Below are 17,971 nucleotides of genomic sequence, written 5' to 3' on the forward strand. Positions count from 1 at the left end.
CCCGCCCTCACCCCCTTGCGCGAGGCGGTGCCGCCGCTTATCGCTGCGCGCTGAAATTCAGTCTCACAAGGAAACCCGATGTCAGATCAACAGCGTTTCGAAGGCACCAAGTCCTATATCGCGACCGAAGACCTCAAGGTTGCGGTCAATGCCGCCGTCACGCTGCGCCGCCCTTTGCTGGTGAAGGGCGAACCCGGCACCGGCAAGACCGTGCTGGCGCATGAGATTTCCAAGGCACTGAACGCTCCGCTGATCGAATGGAACATCAAGTCGACCACCAAGGCGCATCAAGGCCTCTACGAATATGACGCCGTGGCGCGTCTGCGCGACGGCCAGTTGGGTGAAGAGCGCGTCCACGACATCCGCAACTACATCAAGAAAGGCAAGCTGTGGGAAGCCTTCACCGCTCCGCAGCTCCCCGTTCTGCTGATCGACGAGATCGACAAGGCCGATATCGAATTCCCGAACGATCTGTTGCAGGAACTCGACCGGATGAGCTTCGACGTTTACGAAACGCAGGAGCGGATCGAGGCGAAGGAACGCCCGATTGTTGTCATCACCTCGAACAATGAAAAGGAACTGCCCGACGCGTTTCTGCGCCGCTGTTTCTTCCACTACATCAAGTTTCCTGACCGCGAGACGATGCAGGAAATCATCGACGTGCACTTCCCCGGCATCCAAAAGGTGCTGGTGAAGAAGGCAATGGATATCTTCTATGACCTGCGCGACGTGCCCGGGCTGAAGAAAAAGCCCTCGACCAGCGAGCTGCTCGACTGGCTGAAGCTGCTGCTGAACGAAGATATGCCGCTGGAGGTGCTCCAGAACAGCAATCCGGCGAGCGCAATCCCGCCGCTGCACGGCGCGCTGCTGAAGAACGAACAGGACATCATGCTGTTCGAACGGCTGGCCTTCATGGCGCGGCGCAATCCAAGCTGAGGCCACGCGGCGTGAAGCCCCGATTTGCAGCTCTTGCCGGGGTTGCCGCCTTTCTTGCCGCGACCTCATGCGGCGAGGCATCCGAGCGGTCGGTTGAAGATGAATTCTTTGCAGCACGTAATGCGAAGTGTCAGAAATATGGCAGTGTTGACGGCTATTCGCCAATCGATCTCGCCAGCGTCCGCCATATTCTGCAGAGCCGTTATGAGGGCGAGCGACTGATGGCCCACCTTTCGCCCGAGCATCATTGCGCTACTGCGAAGACCGTCGGTGAACGGACCTGCTATCGCTTCATCGCAAGCGCGATCCATGTTGGCGGCGGCCTTGCGTTCTGCGCAGACCGGGACGGCGCCATCAGCGATGTCGAGATAGGCGAATGAAAGCCGCAGTAAACCTTCAATCGAAGCTGTAAGCCAGTTCGAAATCGCCCCAGCGACGCCCGCCGATTACCAGCGGGACATAGACGTTGCGCACCACCACGTAGCTGTTGCCATCGCCTTCCTGGCGGTAGACCGCCATCATGTAAGGTGCGCGGCTTTCCTTCGCCTTGCGGTCGATCGCTTCCAGCATGATCCGGCCATTCCGGCAGAACTGCGTATCATGCGCGATATCTCCGGTGGGCGTGCGTGAACGTTCGGTCAGGTGGGTCGGCAAGAAGCCGTTCATGTCGGTGCAGGCTGCCGCCAGCACGCGGGTGTCGCTCGCCTTGGCCTGATCGAGGAACGTGCGCCATTCAGAATGCGCCCAGTCTGACAGGCGCGTACGGAACAGTTGCGGGTTGGTGTTCGGCACCGGCTGATAATCGGTATCGAACAGCGCGCTCATGCTGACCTTTCCGTCGGTCAGCGCCGCTTCGGTGTGCGCCGCAATGACCTTCACCATCTCATGCGCACGTTCCACCATCGCGCTGTCTTCGGGGCTGAGGCCCGCCTGCACGATCCGGTCGAACATCTCGCTGGCGGTGATTTCCAGCTCTTCCATCTTGCGGTGCGCGCCGTGCAGCCGGTCTTCGTTGCTGCGCGAAGCCGCGTCATAGCTGGTGAGCACGCGCTGAACCTTGTCAACATGGCCGCTGATCGTGCCGGTCGAACGGGCGATCACGTCGTTCTGCTTGTCGACTTCCTCCACCAGTTCGCCGACATTCGCGATCGTGTTTTCGATCCGTGCAACCGAAGCCTTGGCCTCGCCGCTGGCGCGAGCGCCGGCCTCGATCCGGCCGATCACCAGTTCCGCTTCGCCGCCCAATGCGTCAATCGTCTGGGCTATTTCCTCGGTAGCCTTGCGTGTGTCGTTGGCGAGGCTTTTGACCTCGCTCGCCACCACCGCGAAGGTGCGGCCCGCATCGCCAGCACGCATCGCTTCGATGGTGGCGTTCAGCGCTAGGATGTTGGTCGTCTCGGCGATGTTGTCGATATCCTGCGCGCTACGGCGCACCTGTTCCATTGCGGCGGAAAAGCTGGTGACGTGCTGGCCGAGCGTCTCGACCAACTCGATCAGCGATCCGATCTGCCCCAGCGAGGACTGGATCAGCGCGGTGCCTTCCGACAGGCGATCGATCGCGCGTTCAGACAATAGCCGCGCTTCGTCGCTGGCTTCGGCAACCTTGGTCTGGTCAGCTTCGAGCATCCGCACGGTTTCGCGCAGCGCCTCGTGTTCCGATCGCAGCGTCTTGGACGACGCGATGACCGCCTCGACCACGCCCGCCACATCGGTGCACCCCACCGTCACCGCGCCGCAGCTTTCGGGGATCATCCCCAAGGCATGAGCATTGGCGACGTCGATGGCGATGGGTTTCATGTTCTGTGCGGCCCTTGTTCCGGTCGGCGTATCTTACGCTTGCGATGGTAAGCGAAGCGTTAAGGCCCGCCGTCCGGCCAACCCGAGAAAGGGGACTGGTCAGGCCCGCACACGCGGGTTAAGCAGCGCCCATGTTCTTCAATTTCATCGACGAGCTGCGGGCTGCCGGCATCGGGGCCAGTTTCAAGGAGCACCTCACCTTGCTGGAGGCGCTCGACCGCGATGTGATCGACCAGACGCCGGAGGCGTTCTACTACCTTTCCCGCGCCACCTTCGTGAAGGATGAAGGCCTGCTCGACCGGTTCGACCAAGTGTTTCACAAGGTGTTCAAGGGGATCATGTCCGATTACGGCCAGAACCCGGTCGACATCCCCGAAGACTGGCTGAAAGCGGTCGCCGAGAAGTTCCTGACGCCGGAGGAAATGGAAAAGATCAAGTCCCTGGGCGACTGGGACGAGATCATGGAGACGCTGAAGAAGCGGCTCGAGGAACAGGAAAAGCGGCACCAGGGCGGCAACAAGTGGGTCGGCACCGGCGGCACCAGCCCCTTCGGCAATTCGGGCTACAACCCCGAAGGCGTGCGCATCGGCGGCGAGTCCAAGCATGGTAAGGCGATTAAGGTCTGGGAAAAGCGCGAGTTCAAGAACCTCGACAACACCAAGGAACTCGGCACCCGCAACATCAAGATGGCGCTGCGCCGTCTACGCCGCTTCGCCCGCGAAGGCGCGCAGGATCAGCTCGATATTGACGCCACAATCAAGGGCACGGCCAAGCAAGGCTGGCTCGACATCCACATGCGCGCCGAACGCCGCAATGCCGTCAAGCTGCTGCTATTCCTCGATGTCGGCGGGTCGATGGACCCGTTCATCAAACTGGTCGAAGAGCTGTTCAGCGCCGCGACGTCAGAATTCAAGAACATGGAGTTCTTCTACTTCCACAACTGCCTGTACGAAGGCGTGTGGAAGGACAACAAGCGCCGCTGGCAGGAACGCACCAAGACGTGGGACGTGCTCCACAAATATGGCCACGATTACAAGATTGTATTTGTCGGCGATGCGGCGATGAGCCCTTATGAGGTGACGCATCCCGGCGGCAGCGTCGAGCATATGAACGAGGAAGCGGGCGCGGTGTGGTTGCAGCGCGTGGCGAACACTTACCCTGCCACCGTGTGGCTCAACCCGGTGCCGGAAAAGCAGTGGAACTATTCGCAGTCGACCAAGATGATCAAGCAGTTGGTCAATGACCGGATGTATCCGCTGACGCTCGACGGGCTGGATGATGCGATGCGGGAGCTGTCGCGGAAGCACGGAGCTTGAGGCTGCTCGCGGGTTGGAAAATCAGGAGAATGTGGTAACTTCGTGGGACTAAGGAGGATACCATGCGCCTGATCGCTCTGCCAATCGCTGCGCTTGCCCTTATTTCAGCGAAGGATACACCAGCGCCGCCAGCAATGTCGGAACCTGAGGCGACGATGCGGGAGCTTTATCTCCATAATCCGGCAGAGGTGTACTGCCGTGACCGCATCACCAAGGCTCGGGAGGATGCGGGCAAACCGCCGCTGCTCGACCGGGAGCCAGCTTCGACAGGTAAGCCCTATCATATTTATGCGGTCGACAAGCGGATCGATGGCTGCGCAGTCATGGTCATGCATGGTGACGTCACGGATATTCGGCCTACACCCGAAAGGCCTGATGGGCCGATCCGGTTAATGCCCGCGAAGCCTGGTCAATAAAGCAAATGCCCGCGCACCATCTGCACCCACGCCGCCTCGTCGTGTGACGTCATGACGTCAAGGTCATGCGGCGTCGCGGCGCTGTCATCGACCCATTGCCGCAGCGACGGCCCACCGTTGATGACGTCGATCGCAAGGCGCGACAATTCGTATTCATAGGGAAAGTCGCGCCACAACGGATAGCTGGGATTAAGCCGACGGATCGCCTTGAACGCCAGCGCCTGCAGTCTCCAAGGCTTGAAGGCGTGGTGTTCGTAGAACCCGGCTTCTGCGTGGATCATCAGTGCGTTGCAGAGCTTTCCTGCGTGCTTGTGGAAAGTCGGTTCGAACCAGCATTCGCGGATCGCGCAACCCGCGAGCCACTCGGGCGCGAGGCGGTGCATCTCCGCCAGCACGGCTTTGGCGTCGATATCCGGCGCGCCGAACAATACCTCCAATGGCCGCGTGGTGCCGCGCCCTTCGGACAGCGTGGTACCTTCCAGCATCACGGTTCCAGCATAGCAGCGCGCCATGTTGACGTTGGCGGCATTGGGCGAAGGGTTGATCCACAGCCGTGACGTCGGCCAGCCCCAGCTGCTATCCTCATCCGGACGCCAGCCTTCCATCGCCACCACGCGGTATGCGACGTCGAGGCTGAAATGTTCGATGAACCAATGGCCCATCTCTCCCATCGTCAGCCCGTGCCGCATCGGCATGGGTGCGGCGCCGACAAAGCTTTCCTGCCCCGGCACCAGCAGCGTGCCTTCCACCGGGCGCCCGGCGGGATTGGGTCGGTCGAGCACCCAGACTTCCTTGCCCGCCTTGGCTGCTTCCTCTAGTAAATACAGCAAGGTGGTGACGAAGGTGTAGATCCGGCAGCCGAGATCCTGCAGGTCGAACAGGAACACATCCGCGCTCGTCATCATCTGCCCGGTCGGACGGCGTACCTCGCCATAGAGCGAGAAAATCGGGATGCCGTAATGCGGATCCATTTCGTCCGCTGTTTCGACCATGTTGTCCTGCTTGTCGCCCTTCAACCCGTGCTGCGGGCCAAAGGCGCTGGAGATCGTCACCCCCGCCGCGATCAGCGCATCGAGGCTGTGCTGAAGGTCTGACGTCACGCTGGCCGGGTGGGCAACCAGCGCCACGCGGCGACCCTTGAGTTGTGCCAGCAGTGCGGGATCGGCGAGCAGCCGGTCAATTCCTGTCTTCATGGAACGACGGGTTGAAGCAGCCCTGCGGCAAAGGCAATGGCATTTGCGCGAGCTTTGCCTATATGCAGTCATATGGATTGGACCTACGCCCTCATCGCCGCCGCCTGGGCCATCATCTTGGGCGGCGCGGGCGGCGCGCTGACCGATATCGGGCAATGGTATCGCGATCTGAACAAGCCGCGCTGGCAGCCACCCGATTGGCTGTTCGGCCCGGCCTGGACGATCATCCTCGGCCTGGCTGGCTGGAGTTTCTACATCGGTCTGACGTCAGCCCCCACGCCCGAGGCGCGCATGGGTGTCTATGCGCTGTTCGGGGCCAATTTCGTGCTGCATTTCCTGTGGTCACCGCTGTTCTTCAAGCTGCGCCGTCCGGATTGGGCGCTGGCGGAGAACGTGCTGCTGTGGGCGTCTGTTACCGCGCTTATGGTGGTGCTGCCGCGGTTGGCGGGAGATAGCTTTGCAGGCTGGCTCAACGTGCCCTACTTCATCTGGGTGACGTTCGCCTTCGTGCTCAACGCCACGATCGTAAAGCTGAACGCGCCGTTTGGGGTGGAAAAGGCTAGCGCTCGATAATCAGCTGTCGACAGGCTTCGGAGTGGAACTCCGGCTTGCCTGGCGCGAAAGCCAGCGCCCAGAACTGCATCGCGCCATCGGGGTGCTCGACGATTGCATTGAGCGCCACCTGTGCGGGCGATGGGAGCTCGGCTGCGATGCTGGCTTTGAGCACAAGGCCGGCCTCGTCATTCGAGCAGGTGATTGCGATGGCTTCTACCGGCGCGTCGCGCATCCCTTCGCGGAACGAGTCGAAGTCGTACGCTGCCCAGCGTCCCGACGGGGAGAGATTGAACTCGCGGTAATATGTTCCGCCCAGCGGCTGCCAGAATATCTCGAAGCAAGTGGTCTGCCAAAGATTGTCCATCCGTTCGGGCGCAGCGTGTGGCGGCAGGATGATCGCCGGCACATGCCCGTCGAGCCGGAATTCCGCCTCACATCCCTGCGGCGTTGCCGTGATGGAGGCGGTGACGGCGCGGATCGGGCCGAGGTCGCAGGTCTGATGAAGCATGAGCGGTTGCATCGCAGCGTCATGGCGCGCCCACCTATCGCGGGCAAGTCTCTTCCCGTCGCCCTTCCCCGCTGTTAAGCGCCCCTGAAACGACAGGACTCCCATGACCAGCTACCAATCCGATCTGCTGCGCGTGCTCGACGAACGCGGCTATATTCACCAGATGACCGATGCAGCCGGGCTGGATGCACTGGCATCCAAACAGGTCTTGCCGGGTTACATCGGGTTCGATGCGACCGCGCCTTCGTTGCACATCGGCAGCTTGGTTCAGATCATGATGCTGCGCCGCCTGCAACAGGCCGGGCACAAGCCGGTGGTGGTGATGGGCGGCGGCACCACGCGAATCGGCGACCCCACGGGGCGCGACGAAAGCCGCAAGATGCTGACCGATGAAACCATCGAAGCCAACATCGCGTCGATCTTCACGGTGTTCGACAAGCTGCTGACATTCGGTGACGGGCCGACCGATGCTGTGATGGTCAACAATCACGAATGGCTGGGCAAGCTGGGCTACATCCAGCTGCTGCAGGAAGTCGGCACGCACTTCACCATCAACCGGATGCTGAGTTTCGATTCGGTGCGGCTGCGGCTCGAACGCGAACAGCCGATGACCTTCCTCGAATTTAACTACATGATCCTGCAGGGCTATGATTTCCGCCACCTGTCAAAGGCGATGGGGGTCCGCCTTCAGATGGGTGGCAGCGACCAGTGGGGCAATATTGTCAACGGGATGGAACTGGGCCGCCGCATGGACGGCGCCGAGCTGTTCGGCCTCACCACCCCGCTGCTCACCACGGCTGACGGCGCGAAGATGGGCAAGACCGCCGCCGGCGCAGTCTGGCTGAACGAGGATCAGCTGCCCGCCTATGACTTCTGGCAATACTGGCGCAATGTCGATGATCGCGACGTTGGCCGGTTCCTGCGGTTGTTCACCGATTTGCCGCTGGATGAGATCACGCGGCTCGAAGCGCTCGAAGGGGCAGAAATCAACGCCGCCAAAACCGTGCTGGCGAATGCGGTAACCGCGCTTGTCCGCGGCTCTGATGCCGCGTCTCGGGCCGAATCCACCGCGCGCGAAACATTTGTCGGAAGCGGCGCCGGGGAGGATCTGCCCAGCCTTTCCACCGGCCCCGAGGGGATGCGCATCGCCGCCCTGCTAACCGAACTGGGTCTCACCGCATCCAACGGAGAGGCCAAGCGCAAGCTTGCCGAAGGGGCGGTGAAGCTGGAAGGCGAGGCGATCACCGATCCCGCGCATCTCGTCCTGCCTGACGACGGAGCTACCCTGCGGCTCAGTCTCGGCAAGAAGCGTCACGCGCTCGTACGGCGCTGACAGCCAGCCCGGATCGGGAGGTCTTTACCAATTTTAAGGCTTTCTACGGCATCTCTCGGTCAAGCCGAAATTAGAACAAAGGAACGCAAGGGTGGCTGGCGGAGCGAGTCTAAGCGTAACAGACATGCGCCGCGCCGCGCGGCATCCGGTCGACTTCCCGGTGATCGCCGAGCATTTCGAGCACGGCGATATCAAGCTGCACATCTGCAACCTGTCGGCCCACGGCTTCATGGTCGATGATGGGGCTCGCCTCGCACGCGGCGACCGGATCATCATTCGCCTTCCGATTGTCGGGCGCATCGAAGCCTACGTGATCTGGACAAGGGATCTGCGCGCAGGCTTCCAGTTCGAACGGATCATCCGGCTCGACGATTTCATCGCCATCATTGACGAACTGCAACCCAATCCGCGTTTGCGCCGTTCGCGCTGACCGGAACGGATAGACGAGCCTGAAGGCCGTCAAGTTTCGCTAGGTTGGCAGCCGCTGTGCAGCCTGCCATGGGCTGCGGTGTGAGCGATTCCCCCACCCATCCCTTCCGTGTCCATAACTTCCGCTGTTACTGGACCGCGCGCCTTTCCATGACTTTGGCGCAGGACGCCATGCTGCTGGTGATCCAGTGGCAGGCCTATAACCTTGCGCGCGACAGCGGCATGAACGTGGCCGAGGGCGCGGGCCAGCTTGCGATCATCGGTCTGCTGCAATTCGTACCGCTGTTCCTGCTCACCCCGTTTTCCGGCCTTGCCGCCGACCGGTTCGACCGTCGGCTGCTCGGATTGATGACCATCCTCCTGCAACTGGCAACCGCCGTTGTTCTGGTCTGGGCAACCTGGAGCGAAAGCGTCGATCTTCCGCTGCTGTTTGCCCTTGCAATTGTCCTGGGCATCGCCCGCGGTTTTGCCGGACCTGCCCTGTCCGCGCTCGCTCCGAATCTGGTGCCGCGCGCGATTCTGCCCACCGCCATCGCGCTGTCATCGATCTCGTGGCAGGTCGGCAGGCTGGTGGGTCCAGCGATCGGTGCGGTGCTTTATGCATTCGAGCCTGCCATGCCCTACGCGATATCAGCGGTGCTGTTCTGTACCGCGTTCGGAGCGCTGGCGCTGGTGGGCAAGGTGCCACAACCAGCCATGCGCAAGGATCAGCGCCCGATCGGCGCAATCGTGGACGGGCTGCGCTATGTCGGGCGGAACCGGATGGTGCTGGGCGCGATCACGCTCGATCTGTTCGCGGTGTTCCTTGCAGGTGCCAATGCCCTGATTCCGGTGTTCGCGCGCGACATCCTGCTTACGGACGAAGTCGGGTTGGCCATGCTCGCGTCGGCTACTCCGGCTGGCGCAATCGTTACCGGATTGTGGTTCTCCTTCCGTCCGCTGCACAGCCAGGTCGGGCCGAAGATGCTGGGATCGGTGGCGGTTTTCGGTTTGGCGACGATCTTCTTCGGGCTTTCGACAAGCCTTGTCCTCAGTTTGGCGATGTTGTTCATTATCGGCGCTGCTGACATGTTCAGCGTCTATGTCCGCCAGTCGCTGATCCAGTTGCATACCCCCGATGACAAGCGCGGCCGCGTATCGTCAGTCAGCATGATGACGATCAGCGCCTCGAACGAAGGCGGCGATTTCTTCTCAGGCAGCCTCGCTTACCTGTTCGGCCCGGTCGCAGCTGTGGTTGCGGGCGGTGTTGGCGCAATCATAACCGTTGCGGTGTGGAGCCGCATTTTTCCGGTGCTGCGAACGACGAAAACCTTCGATCCGCCGCCCGACGTGTTAGAAGCAGATCAACCCCGCAACACAGGAGGCCTGACATGAAAGCCGACTCCATCCTCGCCACCATCGGCGCGACCCCGCATATCCGCCTTGCCCGCATCTTCCCGGATCACGAGGTCTGGGTGAAGTCCGAACGCGCCAACCCCGGCGGATCGATCAAGGATCGCATTGCGCTGGCGATGGTCGAAGACGCGGAAAAGTCCGGCGCGCTGCAGCCCGGCGGCACCATAGTCGAGCCGACCAGCGGCAACACCGGCATCGGACTTGCGATGGTGGCGGCGGTCAAGGGTTACAAGCTGGTGCTGGTCATGCCGGAATCGATGTCGATCGAGCGCCGCCGGTTGATGCTGGCCTATGGTGCCAGCTTCGATCTGACGCCGCGCGAAAAGGGCATGAAGGGCGCAATCGAGCGCGCGTCCGAACTGGTCGAGCAGACGCCCGGCGCATGGATGCCCAGCCAGTTCGACAACCCCGCGAACGTCGCAGTGCATGTGCGCACCACAGCGCAGGAAATCCTTGCCGACTTCGCCGATGCGCCGATTGACGTGATGATCACCGGGGTCGGCACTGGCGGGCACCTGACCGGCTGTGCCGAGGAGCTCAAGAAGCATTGGGCGGATATGAAGGCTTACGGTGTTGAACCTGCGCAATCGCCTGTGATCAGCGGCGGGCAGCCCGGCCCGCACCCGATCCAGGGCATCGGCGCTGGCTTCATCCCGGGCAATCTTCACACCGACGCCATCGACGGCGCGATCACGGTCGATGCCGAGGACGCCAAGGAAATGGCCCGCCGCGCCGCGCGCGAAGAAGGGATGCTGGTGGGCATCTCCAGCGGCGCAACACTGGCCGCCATCGCGAAGAAGTTGCCGGAACTGCCCGCCGGCGCGCGCGTGATGGGTTTTAACTACGACACTGGCGAGCGCTATCTTTCGGTGCCGGATTTCCTGCCGGTCGAATAGACCGATTCCTTAACCGGCAGGCTTTATTCCCGCAGCGGATCCACGAAGCATTCGTGGTGCTGCTCGGGAGAAGGCGCCCATGAAATTCATCCTGCTCGAATCGCGCGGCGGCAATTACCTTGTCGTGGCCGAAAATATCGCTTGGCTGCGCACCGGCGAAAATGGCCAGACCAATGTCGGGATGGTCGGCGGCAATCCGTTGCTGGTCGTCGGTTCGATCGAGGAGGTCGCTGCGAAGATTCTGGCCGCAACGAAGCAGGATGAACCGCCGGTCGCTGAAGCAAGCCCGGCTGCCGCGCCCGAACTTACGCCCACCCCTGCGGCAGCGCCGCCTGTCCCCGCTGCAGCTGCACCCGTCCCCGCGCCGGTCGCTGAACCCGCTGCCGCCCCTCCGGCTGTGGAAGATCAGCCCGTCATGGATTATGCGTCGCCGGCTCCTGTCGAGGAAGTTGCGGCCGAAAATCGGGCTCCGAAACCGGCACCCGAACGCTCTCGCTCCGGCGCGGCAAAGCCCATGACGCTGGCGGATCGCCTTGCCCGCGCTGCACCGCCCAAGGTCAAGGCAGGGAATCAACGGCTCATGACAATGTCGGACAATGGCTGACGAAAAAGAGCGCACGTCGCCGCAATTCCTGCTCTGACCCGAGCGCCCCCGTCCGCCCTCCACAATGCAAGCGAGCATCGGCGCGAAAGCCGTTGCCAAACAACGCGACGATGGTAGCCTCGCCCTCGCTTTAAGGGGGAGAATGCGATGATGACGCGTCGGTTGACTGGGTTGGGGGCGGCTGCGGCGATTGCGCTGGTGATGGTTCCGGCAGCGGCAGAAACGCCCGAACGCGATCGGATTGTCACAGCGGTAGAGGCGCAGCACGACGCAACGGTCAAGGCCTTGCAGGACTGGATCGCCCTGCCCACCATCGCGGCGGAAAAGCGCGGTACGCCCGAAGGCGCGGAATACATGATGCAACTCGCGCTCGATGCCGGGTTCCAGCAGGCCAAGATCATTCCGACAGACGGGGTTCCGGCCGTGTTCGCGACGCTGGATGCGGGTGCGCCGGCCACAATCGGCATCTATTTCATGTATGACGTCAAGCAGTTCGATCCGAGCGAATGGGATTCCCCTCCGCTTGAAGGGCGGCTCGTCGAAAGATCGGGAGAGGGTCTGGCGATCTATGGCCGCGGCGCTGTCAACCAGAAGGGGCCGGAAATGGCCTTCCTTGCCGCGCTCAAGGCGATTCAGGCCAGCGGCCGCAAGCTTCCGGTCAACATCGTCTTGGTCGCCGAGGGCGAGGAGGAAGTCGCCTCGACCCATTTCGATCAGGTCGTGGCTGTCTCCGAAGTGCAGGCTGCGCTGGCCAAGACCATCGGCGTGTTCATCCCCTCTGCCGCACAGAGCAAAGATGGCAGCGCCAATATCACGCTGGGTGCGAAAGGCGCGGTTGAATTCCAGCTGGTGGTCGGCGGCGAGACGTCGGACAAATACCCCAAGACCGACATCCACTCATCGAACCACGCGCGGGTCGAGAACCCGGCATGGCGGCTGGTCAAGGCGCTGGATACGCTGGTCGCCGACGACGGGCACACGCCTGCGATCGATGGCTGGTTCGAGAACGTGAAGCCGCTGACCGAACGGCAGAAGCAGTTGATCGCCGAAAGTGTCGAGACCAACCCCGAGGCAGAACAAAAGGCGCAGCTCGGAGTAGGTCGCTGGATCGACGACGAGGATTACATCACCAGTCTCGAACGCTTCTTTTCGCAGCCGACCGTCAACATTCAGGGGCTGGTCGCAGGCTACACCGGCCCCGGCGGCAAAACCGTTCTGCCGGGCCGGGCCGAGGCCAAGCTCGAATTCCGGTTGGTTCCGGCAATGACCAAGGACGAAGCGGTCTCGAAGCTCAAGGCGCATCTTGCCAAGCGCGGATTCGACGATGTGCAGGTGACTGTGTCGGGCGGCTATGGCCCGAACGAGACCGAAGAGGACAGCGTGCTGATCCGCGCGCAGAAGCGGCTGTTCGACCAAAGCGGTATTCCCTACGCCATCCGCCCGCGCAATGCAGGCAGTTGGCCGGGGGTGATCTTCAACGGCCCGCCGCTGAATTTGCCCGCCTCGCAATTCGGCCTCAGCCGCGGCGGCGGAGCCCATGCGCCGAACGAATGGTTCCTGATCGATAGCAGCGACCCCAAGGTCAACGGTCTGGACGAAGCGACCATGGCCTATGTCGACTATCTCTATGTCGTCGCCGAGGAGGCCGCGAAGTAGCGTCAGTCCGCGGCGATCAGTAGTGCGGCCGCCTTGGCCATTCTGCCGTTGCTGTGGCCGACATCGGGCACGGTCAACAGCTTCCATCCGAACGGCGCGTCTCGCGCTGTCGCCGCCTGTTGGCCTTGTTCGAAGAACTGCTGCCCGCGCGCGAAGCGGTTGGGGCCTTGCGCATCAGCTTCGGGTGTCTTGCGCAGGTTGGGATCGCTGCGATCGGTATCGGCGGTGCCCAACAGCACTGTCACGCGCTGACCGAGCGCAGCACTCAGAGCCCGTTCGTCGACCGGGGTACCGCCAAGACCGTAGGGAAATGGCGTCGCAGGATCTGGCATGGTGTACCATCCGGCATTGGCGGCGATTGCCTGATCGATCCGCGCCTCGGGCATGAAGAGCACGAAGCGATGTACGAATTGCGCGCCCGCCGAATGGCCATAGATGGTGTAGCGCGCCGCCCGGGTTCCGAACCGCGCGCGGACGTCGTCGAACAGCGGCTCGATCGCGGCGAAGGACCATAGCGAGCGCGGGCGCGAAACGCCGTCATCTTCGGTGAAGTATCCGGTGTTGTAGCCCCGCGATCCGGGGAAGTCCGACCTGCTGAATTGGGGGACGATTACGATAAAGTCGTGTCGGCGAGCAAGGTCGGCCCATTCGTCACGGTAGCGGTCGGCATCGCGATTGACCCCGTGCATCACGAAAACCACCGGCGTTTCGGCGGTCACCTTGTCTGGTAGTTGATACCACACCGGCAGGTCCGGCCCATCCCACCCGGCAAAAACATAGCGGCCCGATGCTGGCGCCTCCTCCGTTGCGAGCTGTTCCTGCTCCGAAAAGGACACCGCGGGACCCGCGATCAACAGCGCAGCCCCTGCCAGCACCAGCCACCATCGTCCGATTGTCATGCGCGAATCCCCCTGTGCGTCCCAGCGTTACGACACGGGCCGCCGTGCGCAAACACGGCGGCCCGGAAAAAAGGTTCGGCGGTTGACGACAGAAAGGATCAGGCGGCGGTGGCGAAGGCCTCTTCCGGCAGCTTCATCATGTATTCGCTGCCCGCTTCCAGCTTGCGTCGCAGCGCGCCGGCATCGGGCAGATAACGTTCGGCGTAGTAATTGGCGGAAACCAGCTTGGCTTCGTAGAACGCCTTGTCCTCAGGCTCGCCCGCCAGCTTGCCCAGCGCCACCTTAGCCATTTTCAGCCAAAAGAAGCCCAGCGTCACAATGCCCATGATGTGCATGTAGTGATGCGCGCCCGCGCCGAGGTGGTTGGGATTGGCCATCGCGTTCTGCATGAACCACATCGTGGCCGCCTTCTGCTCGCCGAGTGCCTTTTCAAGCCGTCCGGCGACGTCCTTGAGTTCGCCAACCTGCTTGGCCGCAGCGATTTCCTCGTCGACCATGGCGAAAAACGCCTGAATGGCCTTGCCACCGTTCGCGGCCAGCTTGCGGCCGCACAGATCCATCGCCTGCACGCCGTTGGCGCCTTCGTAGATCATTGCGATGCGGCTATCGCGGACGAACTGCTCCATGCCCCATTCGCGCACATAGCCATGGCCGCCATAGACCTGCTGCATGTTGGTGGCGATGTCATAGCCCTTGTCGGTGCCGTAACCCTTGATGACCGGCGTCATCAGACCGATCAGCAGATCGGCCTGCTCGCGCTCCTCGGGGGTCTGCGCCTTGTGGGTCAGGTCGACCTGCAACGCGCCCCACAGGCACAGAGCGCGCATCGATTCGGTGAACACCTTGGCGTCCATCAGCATCCGGCGCACGTCGGGATGGACGAAGATCGGATCGGCCTTGGCCTCCGGTTCCGCCGGGCCGGACAATGCGCGGCCCTGCCGCCGGTCGAGCGCGTAGGTGACGGCGTTCTGATAGGCCACTTCGGCCTGGGCATAGCCCTGAATGCCGACACCGAGACGCGCGGCGTTCATCATGATGAACATCGCGGCCAGGCCCTTGTTCTCCTCGCCAACGAGGTAACCGGTCGCGCCGTCATAGTTGAGCAGGCAGGTGGCGTTGCCGTGGATGCCCATCTTCTTCTCGATGGAACCGCAGGTCACGCCGTTGCGCTCCGCCGGTTCGCCGTTTTCGTCGAGCACGAACTTGGGCACGATGAACAGCGAAATGCCCTTGGTGCTGTCGGGCGCCCCGGGCGTCTTGGCCAGAACCAGATGGATGATGTTGCTGGTGAGATCATGCTCGCCGGCGGAAATGAAGATCTTGGTGCCGGTGATGGCGTAGGAGCCGTCGCCGTTCGGCACCGCCTTGGTGCGGATCATGCCGAGATCGGTGCCACATTGCGGTTCGGTCAGGTTCATGGTGCCGGACCACTCGCCCGAGATCATCTTGGGCACATAGGCCGCCTTCTGTTCGTCCGAACCCTTCGCGAGAATTGCGGAGATCGCACCGGCGGTGAGGCCGGGATACATCGCGAAAGCCTGATTGGCAGTGCCAGCATATTCCTCGAGCACGAAGCCGAGTACATGCGGCAAGCCCTGCCCGCCGAATTCCTCGGGCTGGGCAAGCGTGCCCCAACCGCTTTCGACATAGGCCTGATAGGCTTCCTTGAAGCCCGGCGGGGTGGTGACGCTGCCGTCGTCATGACGCGTGCAGCCATGCTCGTCACCGGCCTGATTGACCGGCGCCAGCACCTCGGCGCAGAACTTGCCAGCTTCGTTGATGACGGTGTCAATCATATCGGGCGTGGCGTTCTCGAAACCCGGCAGATTGCCGTAGCTCGCCAAATCGAGCACTTCGTTGACGACGAAACGGGTGTCGCGAGTGGGGGCGGTATAGGTCGGCATCACAAGATCCCTTGAGTGTGCATGGTCAAATTCAAAATCGCTGGAACGATTGCACGTTCAGCGCAGGTCGAGCTTCTCGATCTCGGCCACGAAGTCGGTCAACTCGTTAATCGACGAATCGATGTCATCGCGCTGAGCCTTGAGCTTGGCGATATGCGCGCGGCACTTCTCGATTGTGACGCGGCGTTGTTCGACCCGGCCATCGTCGAGATCGTACAGGTCGATCATCTCGCGGATTTCGGTCAGCGAAAAGCCGACGTTCTTGGCCCGCATGATCCACGCAAGCCGCGCCCGGTCGCGTTTGGAATAGACGCGGGTCAGACCGACGCGCGCGGGATTGATCAGCCCCTCGTCCTCGTAAAAGCGCAGCGCGCGGGCGGTGCAGCCGAATTCCGAGGTAAGGTCGGAGATGGTGAATTGCTCGCGCGCATGAATATCGGGCCGGTCGAGATGCGCGCCATTGCGGCGCGGTTCAGCCTCATTGGCACGAGCGGCGTTGTCTTGTGCGGGTGCGGTAGCCATGACACTTGCCTAGCTTACCTTTACGTGAGCGTCAAGTCTTGACCTTAACGAGAGCGGCCCCGGAATCCGCCATCTCGACCCGCCGGTAGAAGCAACTGCGCGCACCTGTGTGACAGGTCGGGCCGGCCGGACGCGCACGAATCACCAAGGCATCCTGATCGCAATCGACCAGCACTTCCTCGACCGTCAGCACATTGCCCGAAGTCTCTCCCTTCATCCACAAAGCCTGCCGCGAACGCGACCAGAAATGCACCTTGCCGGTGGCCAGTGTCGCATCGAGCGCTTCGCGGTTCATGTGTGCCACAACCAGGACATCACCCGTCTGCCCATCGACCACCACTGCGGTCAGCAATCCGTGGGCGTCGAATTTGGGGGCGAATTGCGCGCCGTGCTCGCGTTCGTCGGTGGTCAGGGACTGGTCGGCCATGAACATACTCCTGCGAAATTATGCGTCCGGTTGGTCCGAACCGGAAACTACCGTGACGAAAACGCCGCGCTCATGCGTCGAATGTTGCACGTTCACAACAGAAGGATGCAAAAAACTGCTTATGCGGAGGTTTGCACTTCCGCCTTGGCCGACAGAATGGAACAACGCGGTGTGAGCCCTGAAGGGGGTTCTCCACCGAACGACGGCATCGCCCGATGCCAGGTTCAGGGGGTGATCGGGACGCAGACTGGCAGCGGGGTGCCAGGGCGACCGATTGAACGATGAGGGACAGGATCCTGATGGCCAAGTTAGGGGGTGGCCATCTTTGCCCGCAAGGGCGGATCCACACCGTTTCGTCACGCGGCGCCCGAGGCTCACAAGGCCTCGGGCGTTTCGTTTTTGATCACCGCATTTTCAAAGCTCGGTATCGGCTCTGCTGCTTGAATGTCGCGATCCCCTCGTCCGGACGATTCGTCGACTCGTGCGAAACAGGCCACCGCAATGCTGCGCGCGCCCGCAGCGGCCATTACCGCGATGCAGGCTCGCGTGGTCGCTCCACTGGTGAACACATCATCCACCAGCACGACGTCGCGCCCTGAAATCATCCCGGTTCTTGCACGATCGACGACAATCGCCCCCGCCAGCGCCCGCTCGCGCGCCTCGCGCCCCAATCCGCCGAGGCTGGGCGTCCGCTTCCGGCGTTTCAGCGCATCGACCAGCAATTCGCCTTTGCCAAGCCTTGAAAGCTCATGCGCCAGCAAGGCCGCCTGATTGAAGCCGCGATGCCACAGCCGCCAGCGATGCAGCGGCACCGGCACCAGCAAGGGAATGCGGTCAGCCGCCCCCGGATCAGGCAGGCGCGCCGCCATCAACCGGGCGAGCAGGCGGGCTAACGTGATCCGGCCGCCATGCTTGTAGGCCAGCACAAGCCGGCGCGAGGCATCATTGTAGAGGGTTGCCGCATGGACAGGCACGCCGCTATGATCTTCGCAACCGGCCCCGCTTCCCGCGGGGATATCGAGCAAGCCCCAGCATTCGCCGCACAGTCCATCCTGATCAGCCAGCGCTGCGCCGCATAGCGGGCAGCGCGGCGGATAGACCAGATCGACGACCGGCCTCAGACCCTCGGCAAGATGCGACCCCCACCCCATGCGGACAGGTGTGCACCTCTTGCGCACCGCACGC

19 protein-coding genes are annotated in these 17,971 nt (G+C 62.4%); 11 read left to right on the plus strand and 8 right to left on the minus strand.

The features are described 5' to 3' along the window. Window positions 1-78 precede the first annotated feature (78 nt). On the plus strand, window positions 79-936 hold the full coding sequence (locus Q0L48_RS02040) for a MoxR family ATPase (protein WP_296716622.1): 858 nt from the start codon (window positions 79-81) through the stop codon (window positions 934-936). Window positions 937-947: 11 nt separating this feature from the next. Then, window positions 948-1,316, plus strand: a complete 369-nt coding sequence (locus Q0L48_RS02045) for a hypothetical protein (protein WP_296716624.1) — start codon at window positions 948-950, stop codon at window positions 1,314-1,316. 16 nt (window positions 1,317-1,332) lie between these two features. Here Q0L48_RS02045 and Q0L48_RS02050 read toward each other — a convergent pair whose 3' ends face one another. After that, the gene (locus tag Q0L48_RS02050) at window positions 1,333-2,733 is read right to left on the minus strand and encodes a methyl-accepting chemotaxis protein (protein WP_296716625.1); all 1,401 of its coding nucleotides are present in this window, start codon (window positions 2,731-2,733) and stop codon (window positions 1,333-1,335) included. A 131-nt stretch (window positions 2,734-2,864) separates the two neighbouring features. On the opposite strand from Q0L48_RS02050, the gene Q0L48_RS02055 reads away from it, so the two are divergent. Together Q0L48_RS02055 and Q0L48_RS02060 are read left to right on the plus strand one after the other, a co-directional pair. Then, on the plus strand, window positions 2,865-4,049 hold the full coding sequence (locus tag Q0L48_RS02055) for a VWA domain-containing protein (RefSeq protein WP_296716628.1): 1,185 nt from the start codon (window positions 2,865-2,867) through the stop codon (window positions 4,047-4,049). A 62-nt stretch (window positions 4,050-4,111) separates the two neighbouring features. Then, window positions 4,112-4,465, plus strand: coding sequence for a hypothetical protein (locus tag Q0L48_RS02060; protein WP_296716630.1), 354 nt, complete (start codon window positions 4,112-4,114; stop codon window positions 4,463-4,465). Here the strand turns inward: Q0L48_RS02060 and Q0L48_RS02065 are convergent. Further along, window positions 4,459-5,658: a DUF1343 domain-containing protein gene (locus Q0L48_RS02065; RefSeq protein ID WP_296716632.1), complete on the minus strand. Its 1,200-nt coding sequence runs from the start codon at window positions 5,656-5,658 to the stop codon at window positions 4,459-4,461. The genes Q0L48_RS02060 and Q0L48_RS02065 overlap by 7 nt on opposite strands. Window positions 5,659-5,730: 72 nt before the next feature. Here Q0L48_RS02065 and Q0L48_RS02070 point away from each other — a divergent pair, with 72 nt between their 5' ends. Next, entirely contained in the window at window positions 5,731-6,231 is a 501-nt protein-coding gene (locus Q0L48_RS02070) for a TspO/MBR family protein (RefSeq protein ID WP_296716633.1), read from the plus strand. Here Q0L48_RS02070 and Q0L48_RS02075 read toward each other — a convergent pair. Then, window positions 6,218-6,721 carry a hypothetical protein gene (locus Q0L48_RS02075; protein WP_296716635.1) on the minus strand — a complete coding sequence of 168 codons (504 nt, stop codon included), beginning with the start codon at window positions 6,719-6,721 and terminating at the stop codon, window positions 6,218-6,220. The two genes, Q0L48_RS02070 and Q0L48_RS02075, sit on opposite strands and share 14 nt — an antisense overlap. A 103-nt stretch (window positions 6,722-6,824) precedes the next feature. Between Q0L48_RS02075 and tyrS the strand changes: the two genes are divergently transcribed. The 6 genes from tyrS to Q0L48_RS02105 all read left to right on the plus strand — a co-directional run bounded on the left by tyrS (window position 6,825) and on the right by Q0L48_RS02105 (window position 13,034). Then, window positions 6,825-8,054 carry a tyrosine--tRNA ligase gene (tyrS, locus tag Q0L48_RS02080; protein WP_296716636.1) on the plus strand — a complete coding sequence of 410 codons (1,230 nt, stop codon included), beginning with the start codon at window positions 6,825-6,827 and terminating at the stop codon, window positions 8,052-8,054. A gap of 91 nt (window positions 8,055-8,145) precedes the next feature. After that, the gene (locus Q0L48_RS02085) at window positions 8,146-8,484 is read left to right on the plus strand and encodes a PilZ domain-containing protein (protein WP_296716638.1); all 339 of its coding nucleotides are present in this window, start codon (window positions 8,146-8,148) and stop codon (window positions 8,482-8,484) included. An 80-nt stretch (window positions 8,485-8,564) separates the two neighbouring features. Further along, complete coding sequence (locus Q0L48_RS02090) at window positions 8,565-9,857, plus strand: MFS transporter (protein ID WP_296716640.1); 1,293 nt, start codon at window positions 8,565-8,567, stop codon at window positions 9,855-9,857. Further along, window positions 9,854-10,774, plus strand: a complete 921-nt coding sequence (gene cysK / locus Q0L48_RS02095) for a cysteine synthase A (protein ID WP_296716643.1) — start codon at window positions 9,854-9,856, stop codon at window positions 10,772-10,774. Before Q0L48_RS02090 ends, cysK begins: the two co-directional genes overlap by 4 nt. Before the next feature lie 79 nt (window positions 10,775-10,853). Further along, a complete protein-coding gene (locus tag Q0L48_RS02100) occupies window positions 10,854-11,378 on the plus strand; it encodes a hypothetical protein (protein ID WP_296716645.1) in 525 nt (174 codons plus the stop codon). A gap of 147 nt (window positions 11,379-11,525) precedes the next feature. Continuing rightward, window positions 11,526-13,034: a M20/M25/M40 family metallo-hydrolase gene (locus Q0L48_RS02105; protein ID WP_296716647.1), complete on the plus strand. Its 1,509-nt coding sequence runs from the start codon at window positions 11,526-11,528 to the stop codon at window positions 13,032-13,034. Between the two features lie 2 nt (window positions 13,035-13,036). On the opposite strand, the gene Q0L48_RS02110 is transcribed toward Q0L48_RS02105, so the two are convergent. The 5 genes from Q0L48_RS02110 to Q0L48_RS02130 all read right to left on the minus strand — a co-directional run bounded on the left by Q0L48_RS02110 (window position 13,037) and on the right by Q0L48_RS02130 (window position 17,937). Continuing rightward, window positions 13,037-13,933 (minus strand): hypothetical protein, encoded by an 897-nt coding sequence (locus Q0L48_RS02110; RefSeq protein ID WP_296716650.1) that lies wholly within the window; start codon window positions 13,931-13,933, stop codon window positions 13,037-13,039. 98 nt (window positions 13,934-14,031) lie between these two features. Continuing rightward, window positions 14,032-15,837, minus strand: coding sequence for an acyl-CoA dehydrogenase C-terminal domain-containing protein (locus Q0L48_RS02115; RefSeq protein ID WP_296716653.1), 1,806 nt, complete (start codon window positions 15,835-15,837; stop codon window positions 14,032-14,034). 57 nt (window positions 15,838-15,894) lie between these two features. Further along, the gene (locus tag Q0L48_RS02120) at window positions 15,895-16,359 is read right to left on the minus strand and encodes a MerR family DNA-binding transcriptional regulator (protein WP_296716655.1); all 465 of its coding nucleotides are present in this window, start codon (window positions 16,357-16,359) and stop codon (window positions 15,895-15,897) included. A gap of 31 nt (window positions 16,360-16,390) precedes the next feature. Continuing rightward, window positions 16,391-16,786 carry a phosphoribosyl-AMP cyclohydrolase gene (gene hisI / locus Q0L48_RS02125; protein WP_296716657.1) on the minus strand — a complete coding sequence of 132 codons (396 nt, stop codon included), beginning with the start codon at window positions 16,784-16,786 and terminating at the stop codon, window positions 16,391-16,393. A 374-nt stretch (window positions 16,787-17,160) separates the two neighbouring features. Further along, window positions 17,161-17,937, minus strand: a complete 777-nt coding sequence (locus tag Q0L48_RS02130) for a ComF family protein (protein WP_296716659.1) — start codon at window positions 17,935-17,937, stop codon at window positions 17,161-17,163. Between the last annotated feature and the right edge of the window lie 34 nt (window positions 17,938-17,971).

Source organism: Erythrobacter sp. (assembly GCF_024305245.1).
Lineage (GTDB): Bacteria > Pseudomonadota > Alphaproteobacteria > Sphingomonadales > Sphingomonadaceae > Erythrobacter.

Bases quoted from the DNA above. Each gene is read 5' to 3' on its own strand.
- Q0L48_RS02040 (WP_296716622.1), top strand. From the start codon at position 79: ATGTCAGATCAACAGCGTTTCGAAGGCACCAAGTCCTATATCGCGACC.
- Q0L48_RS02050 (WP_296716625.1), bottom strand. From the start codon at position 2,733: ATGAAACCCATCGCCATCGACGTCGCCAATGCTCATGCCTTGGGGATG.
- Q0L48_RS02055 (WP_296716628.1), top strand. From the start codon at position 2,865: ATGTTCTTCAATTTCATCGACGAGCTGCGGGCTGCCGGCATCGGGGCC.
- Q0L48_RS02060 (WP_296716630.1), top strand. From the start codon at position 4,112: ATGCGCCTGATCGCTCTGCCAATCGCTGCGCTTGCCCTTATTTCAGCG.
- Q0L48_RS02065 (WP_296716632.1), bottom strand. From the start codon at position 5,658: ATGAAGACAGGAATTGACCGGCTGCTCGCCGATCCCGCACTGCTGGCA.
- Q0L48_RS02070 (WP_296716633.1), top strand. From the start codon at position 5,731: ATGGATTGGACCTACGCCCTCATCGCCGCCGCCTGGGCCATCATCTTG.
- Q0L48_RS02075 (WP_296716635.1), bottom strand. From the start codon at position 6,721: ATGCTTCATCAGACCTGCGACCTCGGCCCGATCCGCGCCGTCACCGCC.
- tyrS (WP_296716636.1), top strand. From the start codon at position 6,825: ATGACCAGCTACCAATCCGATCTGCTGCGCGTGCTCGACGAACGCGGC.
- cysK (WP_296716643.1), top strand. From the start codon at position 9,854: ATGAAAGCCGACTCCATCCTCGCCACCATCGGCGCGACCCCGCATATC.
- Q0L48_RS02100 (WP_296716645.1), top strand. From the start codon at position 10,854: ATGAAATTCATCCTGCTCGAATCGCGCGGCGGCAATTACCTTGTCGTG.
- Q0L48_RS02105 (WP_296716647.1), top strand. From the start codon at position 11,526: ATGATGACGCGTCGGTTGACTGGGTTGGGGGCGGCTGCGGCGATTGCG.
- Q0L48_RS02110 (WP_296716650.1), bottom strand. From the start codon at position 13,933: ATGACAATCGGACGATGGTGGCTGGTGCTGGCAGGGGCTGCGCTGTTG.
- Q0L48_RS02115 (WP_296716653.1), bottom strand. From the start codon at position 15,837: ATGCCGACCTATACCGCCCCCACTCGCGACACCCGTTTCGTCGTCAAC.
- Q0L48_RS02120 (WP_296716655.1), bottom strand. From the start codon at position 16,359: ATGGCTACCGCACCCGCACAAGACAACGCCGCTCGTGCCAATGAGGCT.
- hisI (WP_296716657.1), bottom strand. From the start codon at position 16,786: ATGGCCGACCAGTCCCTGACCACCGACGAACGCGAGCACGGCGCGCAA.
- Q0L48_RS02130 (WP_296716659.1), bottom strand. From the start codon at position 17,937: ATGGGGTGGGGGTCGCATCTTGCCGAGGGTCTGAGGCCGGTCGTCGAT.